Source organism: Bacillus sp. RC242, assembly GCF_044908245.1.
GTDB lineage: Bacteria > Bacillota > Bacilli > Bacillales > Bacillaceae_G > Bacillus_A > Bacillus_A mycoides.
In genome coordinates, this window is record NZ_JBIYCZ010000012.1 from 123,387 (window position 1) to 143,424 (window position 20,038).

The following is a 20,038-nucleotide window of genomic DNA, read 5'->3' on the forward strand; positions in this document are numbered from 1 at the left end:
TAGAGAGGAAGTTCATAATGGAGCAAAAGCAAGAGATTCATACTACGGTGAGCGTTAATAATGTTCAGTACGAAGTGATTAAAAACTTTCGTGACGGTTTTAGTGAAGAAGCACTTAAAGAGCGCTATGCAGAAATTTTAAATAAATATGATTATATCGTTGGAGACTGGGGTTATGAGCAACTTAGATTGCGCGGATTCTTTGATGATAGTAATCAACGTTCGACATATGATACGAAAATTAGTACTTTATCAGAGTATTTATACGAGTACTGTAACTTCGGTTGTGCACACTTTGTATTACGAAAAGTGAAGAAATGAAAAAATCCTCTTACGATTGTAAGAGGATTTTTTCATAGCAATTATACCAATTATGAGGAGGCTGTTTACTTGCAAAGTAAACAGCACCTCGACAAATATAATTATTTTTTTCATATAAGCTTAATGAAACGGGATTACCTGTAAAGCAATCTAGGCGTATTCCTTTGTAGCCCATCTGTCTTGCTTCGCTTTCCCAAAAGGATAAAAGTACTTTACTATATCCTTTGCCTTGCGCGAGCGGATGGATGACAAAAGAGTGGACGATAAGAAAGCGTCCGTCTATTTCTGACCAGTCAATTAGTTTGTATTCTGGAGACTCTGCTTCGTTTAAGACAACAGCACCGACAAGTACTTGATCTTGGAATAGACAATACAATTCGGCCTGTTCTAGATGATAGGAAATGTGTTCTCGCGTCGGATAAGAATCATCCCATTGGTAAATTTGGTTCTGTAAGAGTAATTCTTTGCATGCTGTATACATTACATCTAAGTCATTCAATAAATCAATCGTACCTTTTTTCACCTTTAACATGCGAGTCCTCCTTACAAACAAATTGAAATGTAATCACCTTCAGAAAGAGTTTTGTTTGGTTTTATTTGTTGTCCGTTCAATTGGATATGCCCATTTTTAATTTTATCCACAATGAGTGCACGGCTCCAATCTGAAATATATGTGGATAACACTTTATCAATCCGGTGGGAACCGAAAACTATGTCTAATACGATCGTTATTTCGGCTATACCACTTTCTTTGTATTGTCTAATGGAAATGGTAGTACTTGTTTCCGTTTGTTCTTGCTGAGTCATCTCGACAGTTTCGACGTGATCAGTAAATGATTTATAAATATGAAGTTTTTGATTCCACGTATGATCTTTCGGACATTTATAAATTGCAAATCGGTATATGTTCTTTCCGTTTGCGTTATGCCTGCGAATGTTCGTGTCGGTAAAAAGGGTAGTACGCCTGCAATTTTTACAATATTTTTCGATTGTTGCTAGTTCGTTTTCATATAAACTCCAAGAAAGTTGTACTTTCTGCATTTTCCTTCACCTCTTATATTAGTGGCAAAGGAACGTAATACAGCTATTTGGATGTCTTGTAGTATGAAGACATAAGAAGTAGACAAAAATAAAAAGAGGTTCCCCCAAGAGGAACCTCCGTAAACATCATACTACAGATGCGTTACGTTCCTTCGTAATGGGAATGGGCAGACTACTCCCTTGAAAAAGCACGGTGCTTTTTTGAGAGTAATGCTATCCAATTGCTGATCCATTACAAAGTAAATGTTGGCATACGCAGATAACGTCCTTTCTATCCAAATAGATTTGTTCATAAGTATAACACGTAAGATTGAAAATTCAAAATATTAATTGTAAAAAAGCACCAGCTAACATAGCTGGTGCTCCAGATAAATTATATAAGTTCAAATAAAAATGAGCGTAATTCTTCTGCATTTTCTTCAGACATCGAAAATGCATGCTCTAAGTAGCCTTGTTCGTTTAAATCGTCAGGACCGATGATAGCAAATTTGTTGCTTTGCATATCAAGGACTATCGTTTTACCGTAATGACGATCGGAGTATAAAAGCGCTAAATCATGACGCTCATTTTCCCCCAAAAAGCTAACGAAACGAGTTTTTGTAGCGACTGTATCGTCGTACAGAAAGAAACGTTCTTCCATACACATGGCTCCTTTATTAAATATCTAAGTTTAAGTGTGGTTTATGATCTAAATGGTGATGCGTTTTAATGAATCGTACCGTTCTTGTTTTGTAACGCATAACGATAGAATATGTTTCAGCTAAATCTCCGCCAAGGAATTTCACGCCGTCTAATAATTCACCAGCAGATACACCTGTTGCTGAGAAGATTGCGTCATCACCAGCTACTAAGTCATCTAACATAAGAAGTTGACGAGGATCTTCTAATCCCATTTCACGACAACGAGCTTCTTCTTCTTCGTTCATTGGAACTAAGCGAGCTTGCATTTCACCTTCAAGGCATTTTAATGCTGCTGCAGAAATAACGCCTTCTGGAGCTCCGCCTACACCTACGAATAAGTCGATACCCGTTCCAGGTAAAGCTGTAGCGATTGATGCACCAACATCTCCATCACCAAATAGTTTTACGCGTGCACCTTTTGCACGAACACGGTCAATAATATCTTGATGACGTTCACGTTCTTGGATGATAACCGTTAGGTCACGAATTTTTTTATTGTTTGCTTCTGCTACAATTTCAATTGTTTTTTCAATTGGATCATCTAAGCTAATTTTACCAGCTGCTTTTGGACCAACCGCGATTTTTTCCATGTACATATCCGGAGCATGAAGAAGGTTTCCTTTATCTGCGATTGCGATAACTGCCATTGCATTTGCAAGGCCTTTCGCAACGATGTTTGTACCTTCTAATGGGTCAACAGCGATATCTACTTCTGGACCGTTACCTGTTCCTAGTTCTTCACCAATATACAACATCGGTGCTTCATCAAGTTCTCCTTCACCGATTACAACTGTACCTGCCATGTTTACTGAATCGAACATATCACGCATAGCTGTAGTTGCTGCATCATCTGCTTCATTTTTCTTTCCGCGGCCCATCCACTGTGCGGATGCTAAGGCTGCTGCTTCTGTTACACGGACAATTTCTAGTGCGAGTTCACGTTCCAAGGTTGCATTCCTCCAATTTCAAAAATCATACAAATATAACTATAACAAATAACGAGGAAAAGGTGAATTCGAAAAATTGTCGATTTTTTCAGAAGAAAGCGTTACAATTAAAATGTAAATGCTTTAATTTCCAGGTAGGTGACATTCATGTACTTCGTAGACAGAAAAAAAATAGAACAAATGCTAGTATGTTTAGAACGAGCAACAAATACATTTCAAGAGAAAAAGACATATGAAACCGAGTTTGAATTTTACGCATTAGAGCGCATGGCGCATCTTATTATCGATTGTATATTAGATGTAGGGAATGCGATGATTGATGGATTTATTATGCGCGATCCAGGAAGTTACGAAGATATTATTGATATTTTAATGGACGAGAGAGTTATAAGTGGAGAAGAGGGAGCGCATATTAAAGAAATTATTCTTCTTCGAAAAATGCTTACGCAAGATTATATTCAAATGAATCATGATGAATTATATAAGACGATTCAAAAACATATCGCCGTGGTAGAGAAATACCCAGCGAATATTCACAGTTATTTAGAAAAGGAATTAGGACCTGTATCTGCATTTGTACCAGAATAATTGTGCTTATAAGATCCCCGGGAATTCCTTTGGGGATCTTATATTGTATAGGAGAAAGAAAAGGGAGAAGGGTGAGCTATGGGGGAAGCACGTACTACGAGAGAAGAGATTGTACAATTACTGAAGATAAAAGGAGAGCATACTGTAGCAGAATTAGCCGAAGCTTTAGAAATTACAGAGATGGCGATTCGTCGACATTTAAGTAAACTAGAAAATGATGAGCTAATCTATTCAAAGATGGTAAGACAGCATGTCGGACGACCAACATATTTGTATGGATTAAGTCAAAAGGGAGAAGATACATTCCCGAAAGAATATAAGCAATTTGCTATTGATATGCTAGAAGATTTGGCTCGAATGGGCGATGAAAAAATGTTGCGTCACGTCTTGCAAGCGAGAACGAAACGAATGGAAGAACAGTTGCAAAAGAGGATAAGTAATCAAAGCAATTTAGCGTATAAAGTTCAAGAAGTAGCTGCTATGCAAGAGAGAAACGGTTATATGGTTCAAATAAAGCGAGATGGGGAGCATTCTTTCATATTTGAAAAGCAAAACTGTCCGTTAAAGGAAATTGCAGAGAGATTCCCGCAAGTGTGTGAAGATGAAAAAGATATGTATAAGCGGTTATTTGCAGATGCAAATGTGAAGACGTTAGCAAACATGTGCGTGGGCGATTGTAATTGTTCGTACCAAATAAAAGAGAAAAAATGAACGTTATGGGACGCTTTAAGGTAAAGCGTTTTTTTCTTTTGAAAAAGGGGTTAATATAAGAGTGGTATGATAGATATGAACGTTAGCATAGAAGGAGAGACAAACAGATGTATAAAGGCTATTTAATTGACTTAGACGGTACAATGTATCGCGGTGAAGAGCAAATTGAAGAAGCAAGCGACTTCGTAAAAGCGTTAGGAGAGCGCGGTATTCCATATTTATTCGTTACAAATAACTCAACTCGTAAACCAGAACAAGTTGCAGAAAAGCTTGTTCGTTTCGATATTCCAGCGAAAGCGGAGCAAATATTCACAACGAGTATGGCTACAGCGAACTTTATTTATGAGCGCAAACAAGATGCAACTGTATATATGATTGGTGAAGAGGGATTACACGCTGCTCTTGTGGAAAAAGGATTTGAAATTGTGGATGAAAATCCTGATTTCGTCGTTGTTGGTTTAGATCGTGATATCACATATGAAAAATTAGCGAAAGCGTGCCTTGCTGTGCGTAACGGTGCAACGTTTATTTCAACAAATGGGGATATTGCAATTCCAACTGAGCGCGGATTATTACCAGGTAACGGTTCATTAACATCAGTTGTTGCAGTATCAACAGGTGTGGACCCAATCTTTATTGGTAAACCAGAATCAATCATTATGGAACAAGCGTTAAAAGTGCTTGGCATAGGAAAAGAAGAAGCTTTAATGGTTGGGGATAACTACGATACAGATATTTTAGCGGGGATAAATGCTAGTATGCATACCCTTCTTGTCCACACTGGAGTAACAACTGTGGACAAGTTAACAGAATATGAAGTACAACCGACGCAAGTTGTGCACAACTTGACGGAGTGGATTGAGAAGATGTAATGAAAGGCAGGTAACCGGAAGAGGTTGCCTGTTTTTTTATGCACAATTGCATATGTACTATAGGGATTTAAAATGTAAAATTTACATGTAATGATGTAAAGGGGGAAAATAAGAGTGTACTGGATGTCATGTATTATGTTTGTTTTTACATTATGTGTTTTGTTCTTTGTTCTATGGAAGATATATAAAATAAATGAAATGAAAAAAAGCGCGGGAAAACTTATTGCAACATATCCTCGGGTGAAACGACGTTGGATTGCCTTACTTGGACCGGTGTATTTCATCGGGCAATGTATGTATATATATGCTCAGTACGTAAGTGGCGATATTGATACAGTTGAACAGTTTCTCGTTCAGTCAGGTAGTTATGCTGTAGCAAGTTGTTTTATGATTTTAATAGCGATTAATCTTATTAAAAGTGTACAAATATATGAAAAAGGTGTAATAGACGGATTGAACTATTATTCATACGAAGAATTAAAAGGCTATAAAACATCAACATGGGAAAATCCAAAAGGAAATATATTTTTATATCGCGGGCGAGAAAAAATGAATGATAATGTGAATTTACTTATTAGACAGGAAGATATGAATGAATTAGAAAGCATTCTTCAAAGATATATTCCGAAATTGATGATGAAATAAAAACTCCGGTTGTTATAACCGGAGTTTTTTTATTAAAACGCACGATTCACTACGTCTTTAACTTCTTCAAGATATTGTTTACGCACAGCATTATCCACAGAAGGAACACTTGTATAGAATGTATGCTCAAATGTTTCAATGCCTGTAAATTCAAAAATACCAACATCAGTTGTTTTTTTCATTGCATCAAACATACCGCCTGCTGTGTATACTTCTTTCGAATTTCCCATCGTAGATAATAACAATCCTTTTTTACTGCTTAATAACTTTTCAATACCATTTTCACCGTAAGCATAAGCGAAGCCATGGCTAAATACACGGTCAACGTATCCTTTTAAAATAGCAGGAAGACCCGCCCACCAAACTGGGTAAATGAATGTAATACTATCAGCCCAAGAGATATGCTTTTGTTCTTCTTTAATATCTTCTGGTGTGTTTCCTTGGGAAAATGAGATGAAATCGGAAGCACCTAATACTGGATTGAAGTTTAATTCGTATAAATCACGAACGCGTACTTCATGACCTTTTCCTTCTAATTCACTTTTTACAATTTCTAAAATTGCATGGTTGAAGCTTTCTGTATTCGGGTGTGCATAAACGATTACATGTTTCATTGTTCTTCCTCCTACTTGTGGATATGTGAATAGTTTTTATATATTCGTGTAACTATTATGGTTACTTTTTTTAAGAGAGTCAATTTTTCTGACGTGAGAAATAAATTGAAATTTTAATCGGTGGGGGCTGTCGATCCCGCACTGATTATTTGCTCACACTAATAGGGAGCTTACTGCTGGTTAATATAAATGTTAGTATGTGACAAAAAAATACAAAATAGTAGGAATTTTGCATTTTCGAATAGAATATATAGATTGGTAAATAGAGAGAGAAGGGGATATCGGGATGAATATTATTGAAATTGAAGGGTTAGAAAAATCGTTTGATATTGGGGATAGTAAAGTAAAGATCTTAAAAGATATTAATCTTCAAATTCAAAAAGGAGATTTTGTTTGTATTATGGGGGCAAGTGGATCGGGTAAAACGACCTTACTTCAGTTGTTAGGTGGATTAGATATTCCATCGGTAGGTAGTATTCGAGTTGACGGTACAGAGATTTCAACATTAAAAGAAAAAGAGCTCGCTTTATTTAGAAGGCATAAAATTGGTTTTATTTTTCAGCAGTTTAATTTAATTCCAGTGTTTAATGCGGAGGAAAATGTAGGGTTGCCTTTATTATTAGATAATGTTTCGCAAAAGAAGGCAACGGTGACAGCAAATCGTTTATTAGAGCTCGTTGGATTGAAAGGAAAAGAAAAGCATTTACCAGCACAGTTATCAGGTGGGCAACAGCAAAGGGTTGCGATAGCAAGAGCTTTTGCAAATGAGCCGGCTATTATATTAGCTGATGAACCAACAGGGGCGTTAGATTCAGAAAACAGCAAAAATATTATTGCGGTACTTCGCAATGCATGTGATGAATTAGGACAAACAGCTGTCATTGTAACGCACGATCCATTCGTAGCGGCTCATGCTGATAAAGTCGTTTTCTTATTAGATGGTGAGGTGATTCATGAGCATGCTGAAAGTAAAGGATGGAAATTTCGAAATATCCCGCAACAAGTTACTCAAATTCAAGAGATTATGAATCGTCACTTTAAAGTAGGAGGTAAAGGTGATGCGATGGGTAATTAAGTATGCGGTAAAATCGATGAAACAAAATTGGTTGCGAAATATGTTGATTGCTCTCGGTGCAGCATTAGGTGTTATGTTAGCGACGATGTTATTGCTAGGCAATCAATCAGTAGAGCAAAGTGTGAAGGAACAAGTAGTAAGTCGGTATGGAGATTATAATTTACAATTTGGCTATATAAAAAATGATATGTATTTAAATAATGAGAGTTTAAAGGGAATAGATGGCTTAGAAAATGCTGAAAAAATATCAAAAGCACTTATACCGTATCCTTTTCCACATTATAAAGAATTATCGGGAAAGCCATCTTATTGGGGTGTTGAGCAAGATTCTCCAGAAATGCATTCTTATAAAATATTAGAAGGACGATATCCGAAAGAAGGTGCTGAAGTAGCACTGACAAAGGGGTATACAGATCGTGAAAATATACGGGTAGGAGATACGATTAAACTGCCATTCCCGCAGCATGGTGAAAAGGCTGTGAAAGTTGTCGGTATTTTAAATCCACCGTTAATGGCGTCAATGGGTCATAGTGCTTATTTTCCAATCCATTGGCTTCAAAAAGAATTAAATTTACCAAATCAATTCAATCTCGTTCAAGTGAAAGTACAAGATGTAAATGTGAAAAAAGCAATTGCTTTTGATGTACATAAAAAGATTGAAAATATAAAGGTGGACCAACGTACTTATGTAGATAAGGCATTTGAACGACTAAATGTAATGAAGCCATTAATTTTTAGTTTAGGTGGTATTGCCTTATTTGTTGTAGCCCTTTTAATAATGGGAAGTTTTTTCTTATCTGTCAGAAGTCGATTTAAGCAATGGGCATTATTACGTGCACTTGGTAGTAATCCAAATCAAATTATATTAGTCGTTTTATTAGAGGCTTTATGTATTGGGGCAATCGGATCACTAGCAGGAGTTATTCTTGGAGCAGGTACGCAAACACTCGCAGCATCATTTATTAATAAATGGGTGAATATTGAGGGTGCAGGGAAAGAATCATTCTCGATTTCAGGCGAGATTTTACTCATTACGTTTTTACTAGGAATTGTTATGTCTATTATAGGGGCTATTATACCAGCCTTCATGGTTAGAAAGATTCCACCAGTTCAAGCGCTTAGGCCAGGTCTTCCTAGTGATGAGAAAAAAGAAAAGAGATGGAGTGCTTTTAGTGGTAGCATTCTAATCATTGGTACTGTTATTGGACTAACGGGTAACGTATTAGAGCGGTATATCGGTTTTAATCCAAGTGCGATAGGTGCGCTGTTATTTGCGGTCGGTTTGTTATTTGCGATTCCGTTGTTTATTCGGATGATAGCACCAGTGATTGCAAAACCACTTCAAATGATATTACGAATTGAAACGACGATTAGTAGTCGAAATGTAATTCGTTATCGAAATAAGGCAGCTGTATCGGTTGCTATACTAGCATTTGGTTTTATGTTAGCACTTGTCGGAACGATGTATATAAACTCTATGTATGAGGGTATGAAAGATGGAGTGCAAAAACATTTACCAGCTGATTTAGTAATAAGAATTCCAATAGAGTCGCAAAGTACTGAAGCATTACCATTTAGTTGGATGGAGAAGATTAAAAAAATTGATGGTGTAGAAGAGAGCGTAGCAAATGTTACTGACTTTACAGCGAAGCTTATAAACTACGACTTTAAAAAAGCGGATCAAGAATGGTATGAAAATGTGAGGAAAGATGATTTTGAATATGATGTGATAGAAGTTGTGGGGAATGATATTGTTGCTTATCAAAAAGTAACAAAAGCGAAAGTGATTACAGGACAAGATTTAAATAAGCCATTACAAGATGGTGAGGGAGTCGTTACGAAGAGAACTGCTAAAACATTAGGGATTCAGTTGCATGATACGATTGAAGTACAAGGAAAAGGGAAAGAAAAACAAACGATTAAAGTCGTTTCGATTATTGAGCAAGGATTAAGGGGAAGAGGATTAGACATTTTCGTAAATGAACAATGGGTTCGTGATAAGTTTCACGTGCAAGGATATGAAGCAATTCAAGTTATGACAAATTCTAATCAATCATTTGAAGAGATTAAGAAGCAAGTAAAACAAATTACAAATAATAAAGAGAACGTAGAAGTTATTAATAGCCATGATTTATTAAAAGAACAGGAGCAGTTATTATCGCAAATGATGATGTTAATTCGCTTGTTAGTTGTAATTGTTTTCATTATTTCTGGTATAGGGTTAATGAATGCGATTGTCTCAAGTTTACATGAAAGACGTGCTGAAATTAGTATGATTCGTGCGGTAGGAGCTATTCCGAAGCAAATGAGACGGATTGTTTTATTAGAGGGCACTTTACTTGGAGCGATAGCTGGTTGTATTGGGGTTTTAGGTGGAATTGTATTTAGTTATATTGTGTTATCAAGCTTAGAGTTAACGGTTATTATCATTCCGTATAATCAAGTTTTAATATTGGCACTAGCTAGCATTATACTCGGAGCAGGAGCAGCAATGATTGCTTCATTACAATTAAGAAAGTTTAAATTGAGTGATACTTTAAAGGAGTTATCAGCATAAAAGATTATTATATCCCGCTCATACAAAGTACAAAGAAGACGAATAAAATGATAACAATACCGATACCAAAGTTAAATACAAGAGTACTATCCATATATGTAACCTCCTTGTTTGAAAGTAAAAAGCACTCTGGCTGGAGTGCTTTTTATTATCCGAATATGTCGCAACGAACGCCGCAACATATAGAAAGGGAATAATGCGTTTAAAGAGTTATATTAATTTATGCATTAATTTTGTAAATGAGCAGGTCCTGCTCAGGTATAGAAAAAAGACACTCTTTCGAGTGTCTTTCATGATGACAAAACGTGCCAATTGCTTGAGTTTGATAAGACGTTAATTTTCCGGTTAACAGTCTTTCTTAATCAAGAAGTGTAACAACAGCGATTCAAATAAATTTTAGCATTTTTTAAAGGGGTGTGCGTATGTAACTATGCATATTACGATTAGAGGAGAATCAAGTTTGGAAAATGAATGAGTAAATACATATAGATTAGTAGAGTATTTGATAAGGAGCGAGATGAATGGATATACATAAGTTAACAGAAGAAGAAGCGAAAGAAATAAATACGTGGAAGTATGAAAATCCCTATACGTTATATAGCTTTTCGGGAGATGCTGAAGTAATAGAAGAGTTGCTAGATGGAACGTATTACGGTTGTTGCGGAGAGAATGGAGAATTCATCGGCTATTTTTGTTTTGGAGAAAATGCACAAGTGCCAGGGGGAAGAGATGCTAATTTATATAGGGGAGAAGATGTAGTAGATATTGGGCTTGGAATGAAGCCAGAGTTAACAGGGAAAGGGATGGGAGAAATATTTTTTCAAGCGGGAATAGCATTTGCTACTGAGGAATTGAATTCGAAAATGTTTCGACTGAGTGTAGCGACATTCAATAAGAGAGCGATTAGGCTATATAAAAACATTGGATTTCAAGTAGGACCTCTTTTTTTGAGCCGTGGAAGAGAGTTCATGCTTATGGAATATGAAAGGCCGTCAGTATGAAACTGACGGCCTAGACCCCTTATTCCGAATGCTCAGCACGGTGCGCTAAACGACTTGAAGCAGCGGCAGCGATTCCGCCAACGATATCATCAAGGAATGTATGCACCTTTCCAGTTGATTTATCATTTAAGTATTCTAAAATACCTGGTTTTAATTTATCGATATATCCAAAGTTCGTGAAGCCAATTGACCCGTACACGTTAACGATTGAAAGTGCGATGACTTCATCAATTCCATATAGTCCTTCATCGCGTTTTACGATATCTTGTAACGGCTGACTTAACATTCCTTTTTCAGCAAGGACATCAAGTTCAATGCCTGTAATAAGAGCGTTTTGTACTTCTCGTTTTGATAGTACACGCTCAACGTTATAGCGACATTCTGACATCTCTAAATTTGCATGGTATTTCTTTTGAAGAAAATGAACAAGATCAGCAATATCGTCAATTGTTACACCGCGCTCTTGTAATAGTTGTAATGCTCTTTCTTGTAGTTGATTTGAGTCTTTCATGTTTATCACCTTTTTTTCTTTTTAGTATTTGTATACGTTTCGTTGCTTTATCATGTGCATAGGAATGAAAGGCGAGCACAAGCTCATATATATAAAGAAAAACCATAGGTGGCGACTGCGATGATTCAGCATATTTATGAGCATTATCACATGCATGTTAAAGAATTAATCCCCCTTGGCCCCTATAAAAGCTTTTGGATTCGCAACAAAATTTATGTACTTGTTCCAATTGGAGAAATGGAGGAAGAAGTACTTGTAGAGATGAAAAAGCTCAGTGATTATATGAACCAGCAAGGGGATATAACTGTTTCGACTTTCGTTCCGACTATACACGGCTACTATGTAAGTGAGATAGAAGAAAAAAATTACTGCTTATTAAAAGGTATGCGTATGTTAGAGCGACATGCTACATCATTAGGAAGTGAGCTTTCTATATTCCATAAACGTGGCGCATTCTTTCCAGAAGAAGTTGAGCAATTAAGCCGCATTGGTGAATGGAAAGCATTATGGGAAAAAAGGCTCGACCAATTAGAAAGGTTTTGGCAATCGCAAGTGATGAACCATCCTTCAGACGTATTCGATCAATTGTTTATTGAATCCTTCCCGTATTACTTAGGAGTTGCAGAAAATGCAATTCAATATGTTGTCGATACAGAAATGGACGATACACCACAAATAACTGACGCAGCAACAATTTGCCAAGAACGATTTACACCTTTATTATGGCAGCAAACGAAGCGTTTAAAACTTCCTTTTGATTGGGTATATGATCACCCAAGTAGAGATATAGCAGAATGTATTCGCTATATGATGATAGAAAAAAAGAAAGATTGGGAGCAAACGGTAGTTCAATTCATTACAGATTATGAACGTAATTATTCGCTCTCTTCATTTGGTTGGCGCTTATTATTCGCAAGGCTTCTGTTCCCGCTTCACTACTTTGAAACGATTGAACGATATTATCAAACAGGAAACGAAGAACAAAAAGGCATATATAGAGCCCGTTTAGAAATCATTTTACATGATGTGAAGCGCACTGAGCAATTTATGAATCATTTTTACGAGTCATTTCGTTTACCTGTTGATAAGTTAGGCATTAGGAAATTAGATTGGCTGTCTTAAAATGAAAAAAGAGACCGGGTGAGGTCTCTTTTTTATATATCACAATTGTATGTAATACATTATGCCCCTACCTGTTGATCTGCACATATATTTAAAATGAATTGATGTCTTTCGATTTTTTCATTTACTTTACTCAATAATTCTTGCTGGATTTCTTTAAATAAAAATTGATAACTTGCATTCCATGTTGGTATAACGGATGAAAGGTCTAATAAATACTCTTTTTTCTTTTCTAGTTCTTGAATTGTTAAGAAAGTGTTCCCCATTCTTGGCATGTGTCGTCCCCCTATGTTTTTTTCTGTATATGTGTGAACGATTCTATAGTATTAATTATCGCACTTTTTGAGAAGGATTTCCAATTTTGTTTTATGATGTTAAAGGGGAAGTGTTATTTGAATAAAAAAAGAGACCCATTTGGGTCTCTTTCTAGGAAGCGATTCTGAACGAGCCGCTTCCGCTTTTAGATAATGTCTAGCTCCAGCGGCTAGAACAGTCGGCCATTTCGCGCCTTCCTGTGAGGCAAAAAGCGCCTCTTCGTCAGGAGCTCCAATGACCTTCTGTTCTGAACGAGCCGCTTCCGCTTTTAGATATTATCTAGCTCCAGCGGCTAAAATGTTCGGTGGCTTCGCTTCTTCCGCCGAGGCAAAAAGCGCCTCTATGTCAGAAGCTCCATCCTCCTCACATTTTGGACGAGCCGCTTCCGCTTTTAATTAAAATACTTGTTCTACTTCAATAACGCCTGGTACTTCTTCAAGTAGTGCGCGTTCGATACCAGCTTTTAGTGTGATTGTAGAACTTGGGCAGCTTCCGCATGCACCCATAAGGCGTAATTTTACGATACCTTCTTCAATGTCTACTAATTCAACGTCTCCGCCATCGCGAAGTAAGAATGGACGTAATTTATCTAATACCTCTAGTACTTGTTCTTGCATATGTGGGTTTTCCATTTTTATCGACTCCTTTCATCAGTTTTATTATAATCAAGATAGAGGGGAAAATCTATTTTTTCTCTTCTTGTTTTATTGTCAAAATATTATATCGTGTGTACAACGTGTTTTTTCAGTATAGGGGTATGGAATAAGTTTGTAAAATGATGTGCTTATGTACTAAGACATCTGAATATACTGTTAGGGCAAGAAGTGGGGGAGAAGAAATGGTTAATGTGCAAGTGTATGGGACGAAAGTGATTTGTGCGAGTTGCGTCGGAATGCCATCTTCAACAGAAACGTTTGAGTGGTTACAAGCGGCGATTGGTCGTAAATATGAAGGACAAGAAAATAAATTTAATTTCGAGTATATTGATTTTCAAGAAGAACAAGAAGATGAAGATAAAAAAGCATTCGCAGAGCGCGTAGTGGAAGAAGATCTATTTTATCCGGTCGTTCTTGTAAATGGAGAAATTGTTGGAGAAGGAAATCCTCGTTTGAAGGATGTTTACGAAGAAATCGAGAAATATTTATAAAGCAGGAAGCCTTTGCGAATTTGCGAAGGCTTTTTTTATTGGAGGGATAGATGTGGAGAATGGAATAAAACATGCTTTACCAGAAGAAGTAAAGCAATTAATGGAGCAGTACATAGTAGAATTAAAAGAAATTTTTTCGGATGAAAAAATAGTCGGGGTATATATTTACGGATCAATCGCGCTAGGAGCATTTCATATAGAAACGAGCGATGTTGACTTTGTTACGGTAATAAGTGATTCCGTGAATGAAGCTGAAAAACAACAAATTATAGAACTGCATAAAAAAAATAGTAAAAGTACGTTAGGTAAAAGAATGGATGGTATGTATATTCCGCTTGCTGATTTAGGGAAATACAATGATGAAATGAATGAGTACGTGTATTGTGCAGATGGTAAGGCTGATATTGGTCATTGGGATATTAACGCGGTCACATGGTGGACATTGAAAAATCAAGGTATTACAGTTAGCGGGAAAGAAGTAGAAGACCTTTCCTTTCAAATAAAGTGGGACGATGTAGTAAATACAATGAAATACAACGTAGAACATTACTGGCTTGAAAAAGCGAAGCGTCCTTATTTATTTTTCATAGAAGAATGGGTAGAATCAGCTGTCGTTACGATGGGACGTATTTTATATACGTTAGATCATGAAACAATCGTTTCAAAAGATAGAGGATTACAATACTTATTAGAACGTTCAGCGAAAGAATGGGAGCCTTTATTAAAAGAGGTAGAGCGAATGCGAAATAATCCAAAGGGAAAGCGCAAGCTCTCTATTTGGAGGAGGGCTGATATGACGAAGAGGTATTTGCTGTGTTTGATTGAAGAGTGTAGGGGGAAGTGGTAGGTGAATAGTAAAAGCATCCTTCATATAAAGGATGCTTTTACTATTTTTATATAATGAAAAAGTACTTTGCAAGGAATGAGAAGTCGAAAGATAATCTAAAATATGGATAGTTTCATGTGAAACATTATGCAATAGACTGTTCTTTTTGATGTTTATCCCGCATTAACGGGCAGTAAGACTCTCACTTCAAAATTCGGCTGGAGCAAAGAAGTTAGATGGGAGATCAACTGCCCGTAAAAGCCCGATTGGTGAAGGCTAATAATCAGTGGTGGATGAACAAAACCCCCACTGATTAAAGTTTCACTTTATAATGAAATCTTGCACTATTGCGCACTCCTTTAGAGATAGGTTTACTCTTCATCTTCATCATAATTGTATGTAGTTAAATTTTGTAAGAAACTTTCAAAGTTAGGTGCTAATTCAATAATTTCCTCAAACTCATTATCGATAAATATAACTGGAGGATTTTCAGCTACGTTTCGATAGTCTAATGCAATCCACGTATGTCCGTCACCAGATAAAAGCACGATATTCTCAGGCATGTCCCATTCCTGAATTAAATAATGGCTCTCTAAAATACTAGATTCATTTTCATCAAAAGAAATGCCATATAATCCAGAAACATTAACGTGATCGTCTGCCCAAGAAGTTGGCTCTGAAGTAGGATGAGCATCTAATCGAAGAGTTCCTCCGTTTTGTTCTTTTAGAAGATTTATGTACGATTCTGGGAGATTTACGTTTAGTACTTCTTCTGCTTTTTTTATTAGTTCGTCGTTAATAGGTGCTAATTTTAAATAGTCATCTTCTGCCCAAAGTGTAGTCTTCATATTTGGTCACCTCAAATAATAGTTTTAAGAATCTTATTTCATATATTATAGTTAGTTTAAATGACGAGCAATAGAAAGGGGGAATAAATATGGATGTATTTGAATACCTTGATCATGTAAATTCTAAGGAAGACTTGTTGAAGTTTCTTGTATATCTTCAAAAGGATTTCAAAGTGAATCAAGATGAATGGGAGAATATAGAGGTAGAGACTTATTTAGAGGCATTACATGGTTGGTTAGGTGCTTATGAAGGTGTTTATATAAATCAAGGGGAGAAGCTTCCAGAAAATATTCCATGGAAGTTTATTGCCCAGACGTTGCTTGCAGCAGCTTATTATGAATAAAATTAAATTTTTAAAAGATCTAATGGAGAAGATATTATGATTAACCACAATAAAATTAAACAACTTTTAGCACATGTAGATCGCGCTGAGGATAATGAAATTGAGTTAGAGTGTGAATTTGAACCTATGACAATCGAATTATTTAATAGTGAAGAAATAGAAGAAGGACAACTTGGTTATAGCTTTGATGAGGGAGGGCAAAGCTTAGTCGGAAATGAAGAGGGAGATTGGAAAGACGGGTGGATTGTAATTGGGATAGATTCGTATCTCGGAGACCCGATCTTTGTAGATAGTAATGATGAGAATTGTCCGGTTTATACAGCTATGCATGGTGAGGGAGATTGGGAGCCAGAATGTATAGCTAAGAGTATAGAAGATGTTATTGAGAAAGTGAAGGGTAATGTGGGATAGTTGTGTAAGTGGAAATATGTTTGAAATAGTAGAGAGCTAATTTGTGAAGTCTCTTAAGTCGAGATTTTAGGCTAGGTCATATTACAATAGTAGTTTAATAGGAGAAGGGTGTGTCAAAATGATTTTGATACATCCTTTTTTACGAATATACAAGATGTTTAACATAGTGTATTAAATGTCTTATATATGAGTATTCTAATATATTTAATAGTAAAATGGAATATAGAATGGATAATTGTCGGAATGTATTCGATTTTTGTTCATTTTTATGAAATATAACTATTTTTTGTTAGATTCCTTCTTTTTATAGATATACAATAAAGTTATATAGAAATAAGAGAAGGATGATGTACGTGAAGGGCACTGTTTTACAGGAAGCGATAGCTCCTAAAGAGTTACATAAAGTTGTGAGAAATAATACTGCATATTACGACTTTAAGTGGGGGAAAGCAAAAGATCCCGAGACGGGAAATAGTTGGAACTGGATAGCCTTTTTCTTCCCATTATTGTGGTTAGCTTATCGCAAAATGTATAAATTATTTATTATTATTGCATTAGTAGGAGTTCCTACTTTAATTACCTCTGTTTTTATAGATATCCCGATGTGGATCGATTTTATTGTTTATTTCGGAACTATGCTATTTACTGGATGGCAAGGGAATCGTTTATATTACAAGCATACAGTTCGTGTTTTACATAAGGCAAAAGAGTTATCTGATGCACAACACAATTATTACTTCCAAACAAAGGGTGGCACTCATGTTGGGATTATGCTTGGATTAAATGCGTTATTATTTGTAGTATTTGGTGCAGCTGGTTATGGGTTATCGTATTTACCGACGGAACCAAATATAAAAGATGTAGTTCGTTTAAGTGATGAAGGGATTACATTGGAAGTTTTTACTGATGATCCAAAATGGACGTATGTAAAAAAAGAAGGACGTTTTGATATAGTAGAATTTACTGGTTATGATTATGAGGAAAAAAAGGATGTAAAGGTTAAGTTCGCTGTGTATTTAGATAAACAGAGATTTGAATGGAAAGAAATTTATTTAAACGATAAAAAGTTAAATGAAGAAGAAGCAGAAGAGTATCAATTTTATATTGAAGAAAATGCCTGGTATTAATATAAATAGATAATGATGTATCGCAAAAAGAAGAGTCTAATGAAGATTCTTCTTTTTATTTATGAGAAAGGATATGTAACAAGAAGAGAAAAACATTAGTAAACAAACGCCATACTAATTGAAATTTTGTAAAATACAATAAAAAATGAGAATTTGAGGTAGGCTTGTCAATAACGTGAGACTATGGCAGTATAAAGAAATGCTATACAAATTTTATTTATCGACATGTAAAAATTCGATTTGATTTTTACGTATAAATAATGAACGGAGGAAATGAATTTATGGCTACTTTACCAAATTGTCCAAAATGTAATTCAGAATATACGTATGAGGATGGCGCTCTTTTCGTATGTCCAGAATGTGCCCATGAGTGGGGTCAAGAAGCGGAAGCTGAAAGTAATGATGGTGCAAAAGTTGTAAAAGATGCGAACGGAAACGTTCTTCAAGATGGCGATGCTGTTACTGTAATTAAAGATTTAAAAGTAAAAGGAACTTCTTCAGTTGTAAAGATTGGTACGAAAGTAAAGAGTATCCGTCTAGTTGAGGGAGATCACGATATTGATTGTAAAATCGATGGTTTCGGAGCTATGAAGTTAAAATCACAGTTCGTTAAGAAAGCGTAAGATTAGCAAAGAAAAAAGACGCTCTGTAAGTAACTTGCAGAGCGTCTTTTTTATGATTGTACTTCAACTTCTTTCAACTGGCACCGCTTATTAAAGAACGTTTTATACCCAAGCTGTAAGAAGATAATAACAGAGAAAGCTGTACTTCCAGAAATGCCAAGTATAATCGTAATTTGATATTGGATAGCTGTAAATGGTGATACACCGGATAAAATTTGTCCTGTCATCATGCCTGGAAGACTTATAATTCCCATTCCGACCATGGAATTAATTGTTGGTAAAATAGCAGAATCGAAAGCGTCCCGTATGAGCGGAGCAGCTGCTTGTTTTGGAGTTGCGCCAAGCATAAGTGCACCTCCAATATGGTCTCTTTGTGATTTCATACTGTTTAAAAAGGTGTTTGCCCCGAGGCAAATACCTGTCATAGCGTTACCGATTAGCATGCCGGCAATAGGAACGATATACTGCGGAGCATACCAAGGATCGTGTCCGATAATGACAAAGATAAATAGTAGAAGAGGGCCAATTGATCCAGCGATCATGGAGAGGGCGGCTACTCGTTTTAATTCTTTTGACATAGGAAGGTTTATTCGTTTATAAATGTTGAAAATCGCAAATGTAGTAATAGAAGTAATGAGAGCTATTGTATAAAACGGATTACTATTTTCAAATATGTATGTAAGAACATATGCGACTAGTACGAGCTGAATTGTCATACGTAATGTAGCAATTGTAATTTGTTTCTCACGCGGTATTCCTTTTAATTTCACAAGCCCGATTAAAATAAGGATGAAAATATATGCAGCTGCAAGTTGCCAAATTTGTAGTTCAATAACGCCCTTCAATTGATAGCACTTCCTTTCTAGTTGCACCGTTTGTTTTACTAATTTCAATAATATCGTCTGCGATTTCTTCTGGAAGTTGTTGCGAGTGCGTGATGAAGATAACTGTTTTTTTCTTTTCTTTTGCCAGTAGAGTGAATTGTTTCATAACGCGGCGTTCTGTGTCACCATCTAGCGCCGAAGTTGGTTCATCTAATAAATAGACGGGCGGATCCATTAGTATAATACGAGCGAAAGCAAGTCTTTGTTTTTCGCCACCTGATAAAGAAGAGGAGTTATCTTCTAATTTTTTATCTAGGCTAACAGTCGTTAATGCGCCTTGCAGGGCATCGTCATTTGGAAATGGCTTTTCAGAAAATCGAAGTCCCATTAATAAATTATCTTTAATTGTTCCATCAAAAATAGGCGGAGTTTGTCCGAGCATGACAACTTCACGGCGTAATTGAATGGGAGGATAATCTAAAATAGATTTTCCGTTATATTCAATTGTGCCAGATGTGGGTGATTGTAAATCGTTTAACATGCGAAGTAATGTGCTTTTACCACTACCACTTTCACCGATAATACAAGTTGTTTTTTCTTTTTGAATCTGTAAATAAGGAATGTGTAGAATATCTTTATATGTGATGTCTTTTAATATAAACATAAATTGCTCCTTTCTGATTCTAGTTATATCGTATCAAAAAGAGAGAAAAATAGAAAAATAAAGTCTCTTTAGAAGGAACATCTTTTTTCTTTGTTTTAAAACTTTGCGCGTGGCAGGAAAAGGCACTGACTGATCCTATGCATAGCCAGTCCCTCTTGACCATTTAAAAAAATACTTTTCTGTCGGTTTTTCATAGAATGACTGAGTAGTTACAAAAAATGAAT

Annotated in this window: 26 protein-coding genes; 15 read left to right on the forward strand and 11 right to left on the reverse strand. The window is 36.0% G+C overall.

The window, feature by feature from the left end:
• Positions 1–17: 17 nt before the first annotated feature.
• Positions 18–320 (forward strand): YutD family protein, encoded by a 303-nt coding sequence (locus ABH957_RS21040; RefSeq protein ID WP_002015914.1) that lies wholly within the window; start codon positions 18–20, stop codon positions 318–320.
• Between the two features lie 10 nt (positions 321–330).
• On the opposite strand, the gene ABH957_RS21045 is transcribed toward ABH957_RS21040, so the two are convergent.
• The 4 genes from ABH957_RS21045 to glpX form a co-directional block, all read right to left on the reverse strand.
• Positions 331–852, reverse strand: coding sequence for a GNAT family N-acetyltransferase (locus tag ABH957_RS21045; RefSeq protein WP_404441903.1), 522 nt, complete (start codon positions 850–852; stop codon positions 331–333).
• 11 nt (positions 853–863) lie between these two features.
• Positions 864–1,361, reverse strand: a complete 498-nt coding sequence (locus ABH957_RS21050) for a S4 domain-containing protein (protein ID WP_404454445.1) — start codon at positions 1,359–1,361, stop codon at positions 864–866.
• A 373-nt stretch (positions 1,362–1,734) separates the two neighbouring features.
• Complete coding sequence (locus tag ABH957_RS21055; protein ID WP_002034592.1) at positions 1,735–2,001, reverse strand: DUF3055 domain-containing protein; 267 nt, start codon at positions 1,999–2,001, stop codon at positions 1,735–1,737.
• A gap of 16 nt (positions 2,002–2,017) precedes the next feature.
• A complete protein-coding gene (gene glpX / locus ABH957_RS21060) occupies positions 2,018–2,989 on the reverse strand; it encodes a class II fructose-bisphosphatase (RefSeq protein WP_002068074.1) in 972 nt (323 codons plus the stop codon).
• A gap of 147 nt (positions 2,990–3,136) precedes the next feature.
• Here glpX and ABH957_RS21065 point away from each other — a divergent pair, with 147 nt between their 5' ends.
• From ABH957_RS21065 to ABH957_RS21080, 4 genes are all read left to right on the forward strand, one after another.
• The gene (locus ABH957_RS21065; protein ID WP_002015910.1) at positions 3,137–3,577 is read left to right on the forward strand and encodes a DUF86 domain-containing protein; all 441 of its coding nucleotides are present in this window, start codon (positions 3,137–3,139) and stop codon (positions 3,575–3,577) included.
• A gap of 78 nt (positions 3,578–3,655) precedes the next feature.
• Positions 3,656–4,288, forward strand: a complete 633-nt coding sequence (locus ABH957_RS21070) for a helix-turn-helix transcriptional regulator (protein ID WP_002139296.1) — start codon at positions 3,656–3,658, stop codon at positions 4,286–4,288.
• Positions 4,289–4,395: 107 nt separating this feature from the next.
• Positions 4,396–5,160 carry a TIGR01457 family HAD-type hydrolase gene (locus ABH957_RS21075; RefSeq protein WP_002034595.1) on the forward strand — a complete coding sequence of 255 codons (765 nt, stop codon included), beginning with the start codon at positions 4,396–4,398 and terminating at the stop codon, positions 5,158–5,160.
• A 114-nt stretch (positions 5,161–5,274) separates the two neighbouring features.
• Positions 5,275–5,805 carry a hypothetical protein gene (locus tag ABH957_RS21080; RefSeq protein WP_016102217.1) on the forward strand — a complete coding sequence of 177 codons (531 nt, stop codon included), beginning with the start codon at positions 5,275–5,277 and terminating at the stop codon, positions 5,803–5,805.
• A gap of 32 nt (positions 5,806–5,837) precedes the next feature.
• Here the strand turns inward: ABH957_RS21080 and ABH957_RS21085 are convergent, their stop codons facing one another.
• Positions 5,838–6,419, reverse strand: coding sequence for an NAD(P)H-dependent oxidoreductase (locus ABH957_RS21085; protein WP_404454442.1), 582 nt, complete (start codon positions 6,417–6,419; stop codon positions 5,838–5,840).
• 286 nt (positions 6,420–6,705) lie between these two features.
• On the opposite strand from ABH957_RS21085, the gene ABH957_RS21090 reads away from it, so the two are divergent.
• The 3 genes from ABH957_RS21090 (at position 6,706) to ABH957_RS21100 (ending at position 11,052) form a co-directional block, all read left to right on the forward strand.
• The gene (locus ABH957_RS21090; protein WP_404454439.1) at positions 6,706–7,494 is read left to right on the forward strand and encodes an ABC transporter ATP-binding protein; all 789 of its coding nucleotides are present in this window, start codon (positions 6,706–6,708) and stop codon (positions 7,492–7,494) included.
• Complete coding sequence (locus ABH957_RS21095; protein WP_404512151.1) at positions 7,478–10,051, forward strand: FtsX-like permease family protein; 2,574 nt, start codon at positions 7,478–7,480, stop codon at positions 10,049–10,051. The genes ABH957_RS21090 and ABH957_RS21095 overlap by 17 nt, the downstream gene beginning before the upstream one ends.
• Before the next feature lie 521 nt (positions 10,052–10,572).
• Positions 10,573–11,052 carry a GNAT family N-acetyltransferase gene (locus ABH957_RS21100; protein ID WP_002015903.1) on the forward strand — a complete coding sequence of 160 codons (480 nt, stop codon included), beginning with the start codon at positions 10,573–10,575 and terminating at the stop codon, positions 11,050–11,052.
• 19 nt (positions 11,053–11,071) lie between these two features.
• On the opposite strand, the gene ABH957_RS21105 is transcribed toward ABH957_RS21100, so the two are convergent.
• On the reverse strand, positions 11,072–11,563 hold the full coding sequence (locus ABH957_RS21105; protein ID WP_002015902.1) for a phosphatidylglycerophosphatase A family protein: 492 nt from the start codon (positions 11,561–11,563) through the stop codon (positions 11,072–11,074).
• Between the two features lie 120 nt (positions 11,564–11,683).
• On the opposite strand from ABH957_RS21105, the gene yutH reads away from it, so the two are divergent.
• Complete coding sequence (gene yutH, locus ABH957_RS21110) at positions 11,684–12,685, forward strand: spore coat putative kinase YutH (RefSeq protein WP_002089339.1); 1,002 nt, start codon at positions 11,684–11,686, stop codon at positions 12,683–12,685.
• A 59-nt stretch (positions 12,686–12,744) separates the two neighbouring features.
• Here yutH and ABH957_RS21115 read toward each other — a convergent pair whose 3' ends face one another.
• Positions 12,745–12,960 carry a hypothetical protein gene (locus ABH957_RS21115; RefSeq protein WP_001137788.1) on the reverse strand — a complete coding sequence of 72 codons (216 nt, stop codon included), beginning with the start codon at positions 12,958–12,960 and terminating at the stop codon, positions 12,745–12,747.
• Between the two features lie 435 nt (positions 12,961–13,395).
• The gene (locus ABH957_RS21120; protein WP_000431159.1) at positions 13,396–13,632 is read right to left on the reverse strand and encodes a NifU family protein; all 237 of its coding nucleotides are present in this window, start codon (positions 13,630–13,632) and stop codon (positions 13,396–13,398) included.
• Positions 13,633–13,838: 206 nt separating this feature from the next.
• Here ABH957_RS21120 and ABH957_RS21125 point away from each other — a divergent pair, with 206 nt between their 5' ends.
• Together ABH957_RS21125 and ABH957_RS21130 are read left to right on the forward strand one after the other, a co-directional pair.
• Positions 13,839–14,147, forward strand: a complete 309-nt coding sequence (locus ABH957_RS21125; protein ID WP_000248590.1) for a YuzD family protein — start codon at positions 13,839–13,841, stop codon at positions 14,145–14,147.
• A 52-nt stretch (positions 14,148–14,199) separates the two neighbouring features.
• Positions 14,200–14,994: a nucleotidyltransferase domain-containing protein gene (locus ABH957_RS21130; RefSeq protein ID WP_002015900.1), complete on the forward strand. Its 795-nt coding sequence runs from the start codon at positions 14,200–14,202 to the stop codon at positions 14,992–14,994.
• A gap of 350 nt (positions 14,995–15,344) precedes the next feature.
• On the opposite strand, the gene ABH957_RS21135 is transcribed toward ABH957_RS21130, so the two are convergent.
• Positions 15,345–15,821, reverse strand: a complete 477-nt coding sequence (locus ABH957_RS21135; RefSeq protein WP_404454430.1) for an SMI1/KNR4 family protein — start codon at positions 15,819–15,821, stop codon at positions 15,345–15,347.
• 89 nt (positions 15,822–15,910) lie between these two features.
• On the opposite strand from ABH957_RS21135, the gene ABH957_RS21140 reads away from it, so the two are divergent.
• From ABH957_RS21140 to phnA, 4 genes are all read left to right on the forward strand, one after another.
• Positions 15,911–16,165 (forward strand): DUF7660 family protein, encoded by a 255-nt coding sequence (locus tag ABH957_RS21140; protein ID WP_404454427.1) that lies wholly within the window; start codon positions 15,911–15,913, stop codon positions 16,163–16,165.
• A gap of 36 nt (positions 16,166–16,201) precedes the next feature.
• Positions 16,202–16,576 carry a hypothetical protein gene (locus ABH957_RS21145; protein ID WP_404512153.1) on the forward strand — a complete coding sequence of 125 codons (375 nt, stop codon included), beginning with the start codon at positions 16,202–16,204 and terminating at the stop codon, positions 16,574–16,576.
• Positions 16,577–16,929: 353 nt separating this feature from the next.
• Complete coding sequence (locus ABH957_RS21150) at positions 16,930–17,703, forward strand: DUF2628 domain-containing protein (RefSeq protein WP_404441881.1); 774 nt, start codon at positions 16,930–16,932, stop codon at positions 17,701–17,703.
• 281 nt (positions 17,704–17,984) lie between these two features.
• Positions 17,985–18,326 carry an alkylphosphonate utilization operon protein PhnA gene (gene phnA / locus ABH957_RS21155; protein ID WP_002089332.1) on the forward strand — a complete coding sequence of 114 codons (342 nt, stop codon included), beginning with the start codon at positions 17,985–17,987 and terminating at the stop codon, positions 18,324–18,326.
• Between the two features lie 50 nt (positions 18,327–18,376).
• Here the strand turns inward: phnA and ABH957_RS21160 are convergent, their stop codons facing one another.
• Positions 18,377–19,171 carry an ABC transporter permease gene (locus ABH957_RS21160; protein WP_404512155.1) on the reverse strand — a complete coding sequence of 265 codons (795 nt, stop codon included), beginning with the start codon at positions 19,169–19,171 and terminating at the stop codon, positions 18,377–18,379.
• Entirely contained in the window at positions 19,155–19,814 is a 660-nt protein-coding gene (locus tag ABH957_RS21165; RefSeq protein WP_404491685.1) for an ABC transporter ATP-binding protein, read from the reverse strand. The genes ABH957_RS21160 and ABH957_RS21165 overlap by 17 nt, the downstream gene beginning before the upstream one ends.
• Positions 19,815–20,038 lie beyond the last annotated feature (224 nt).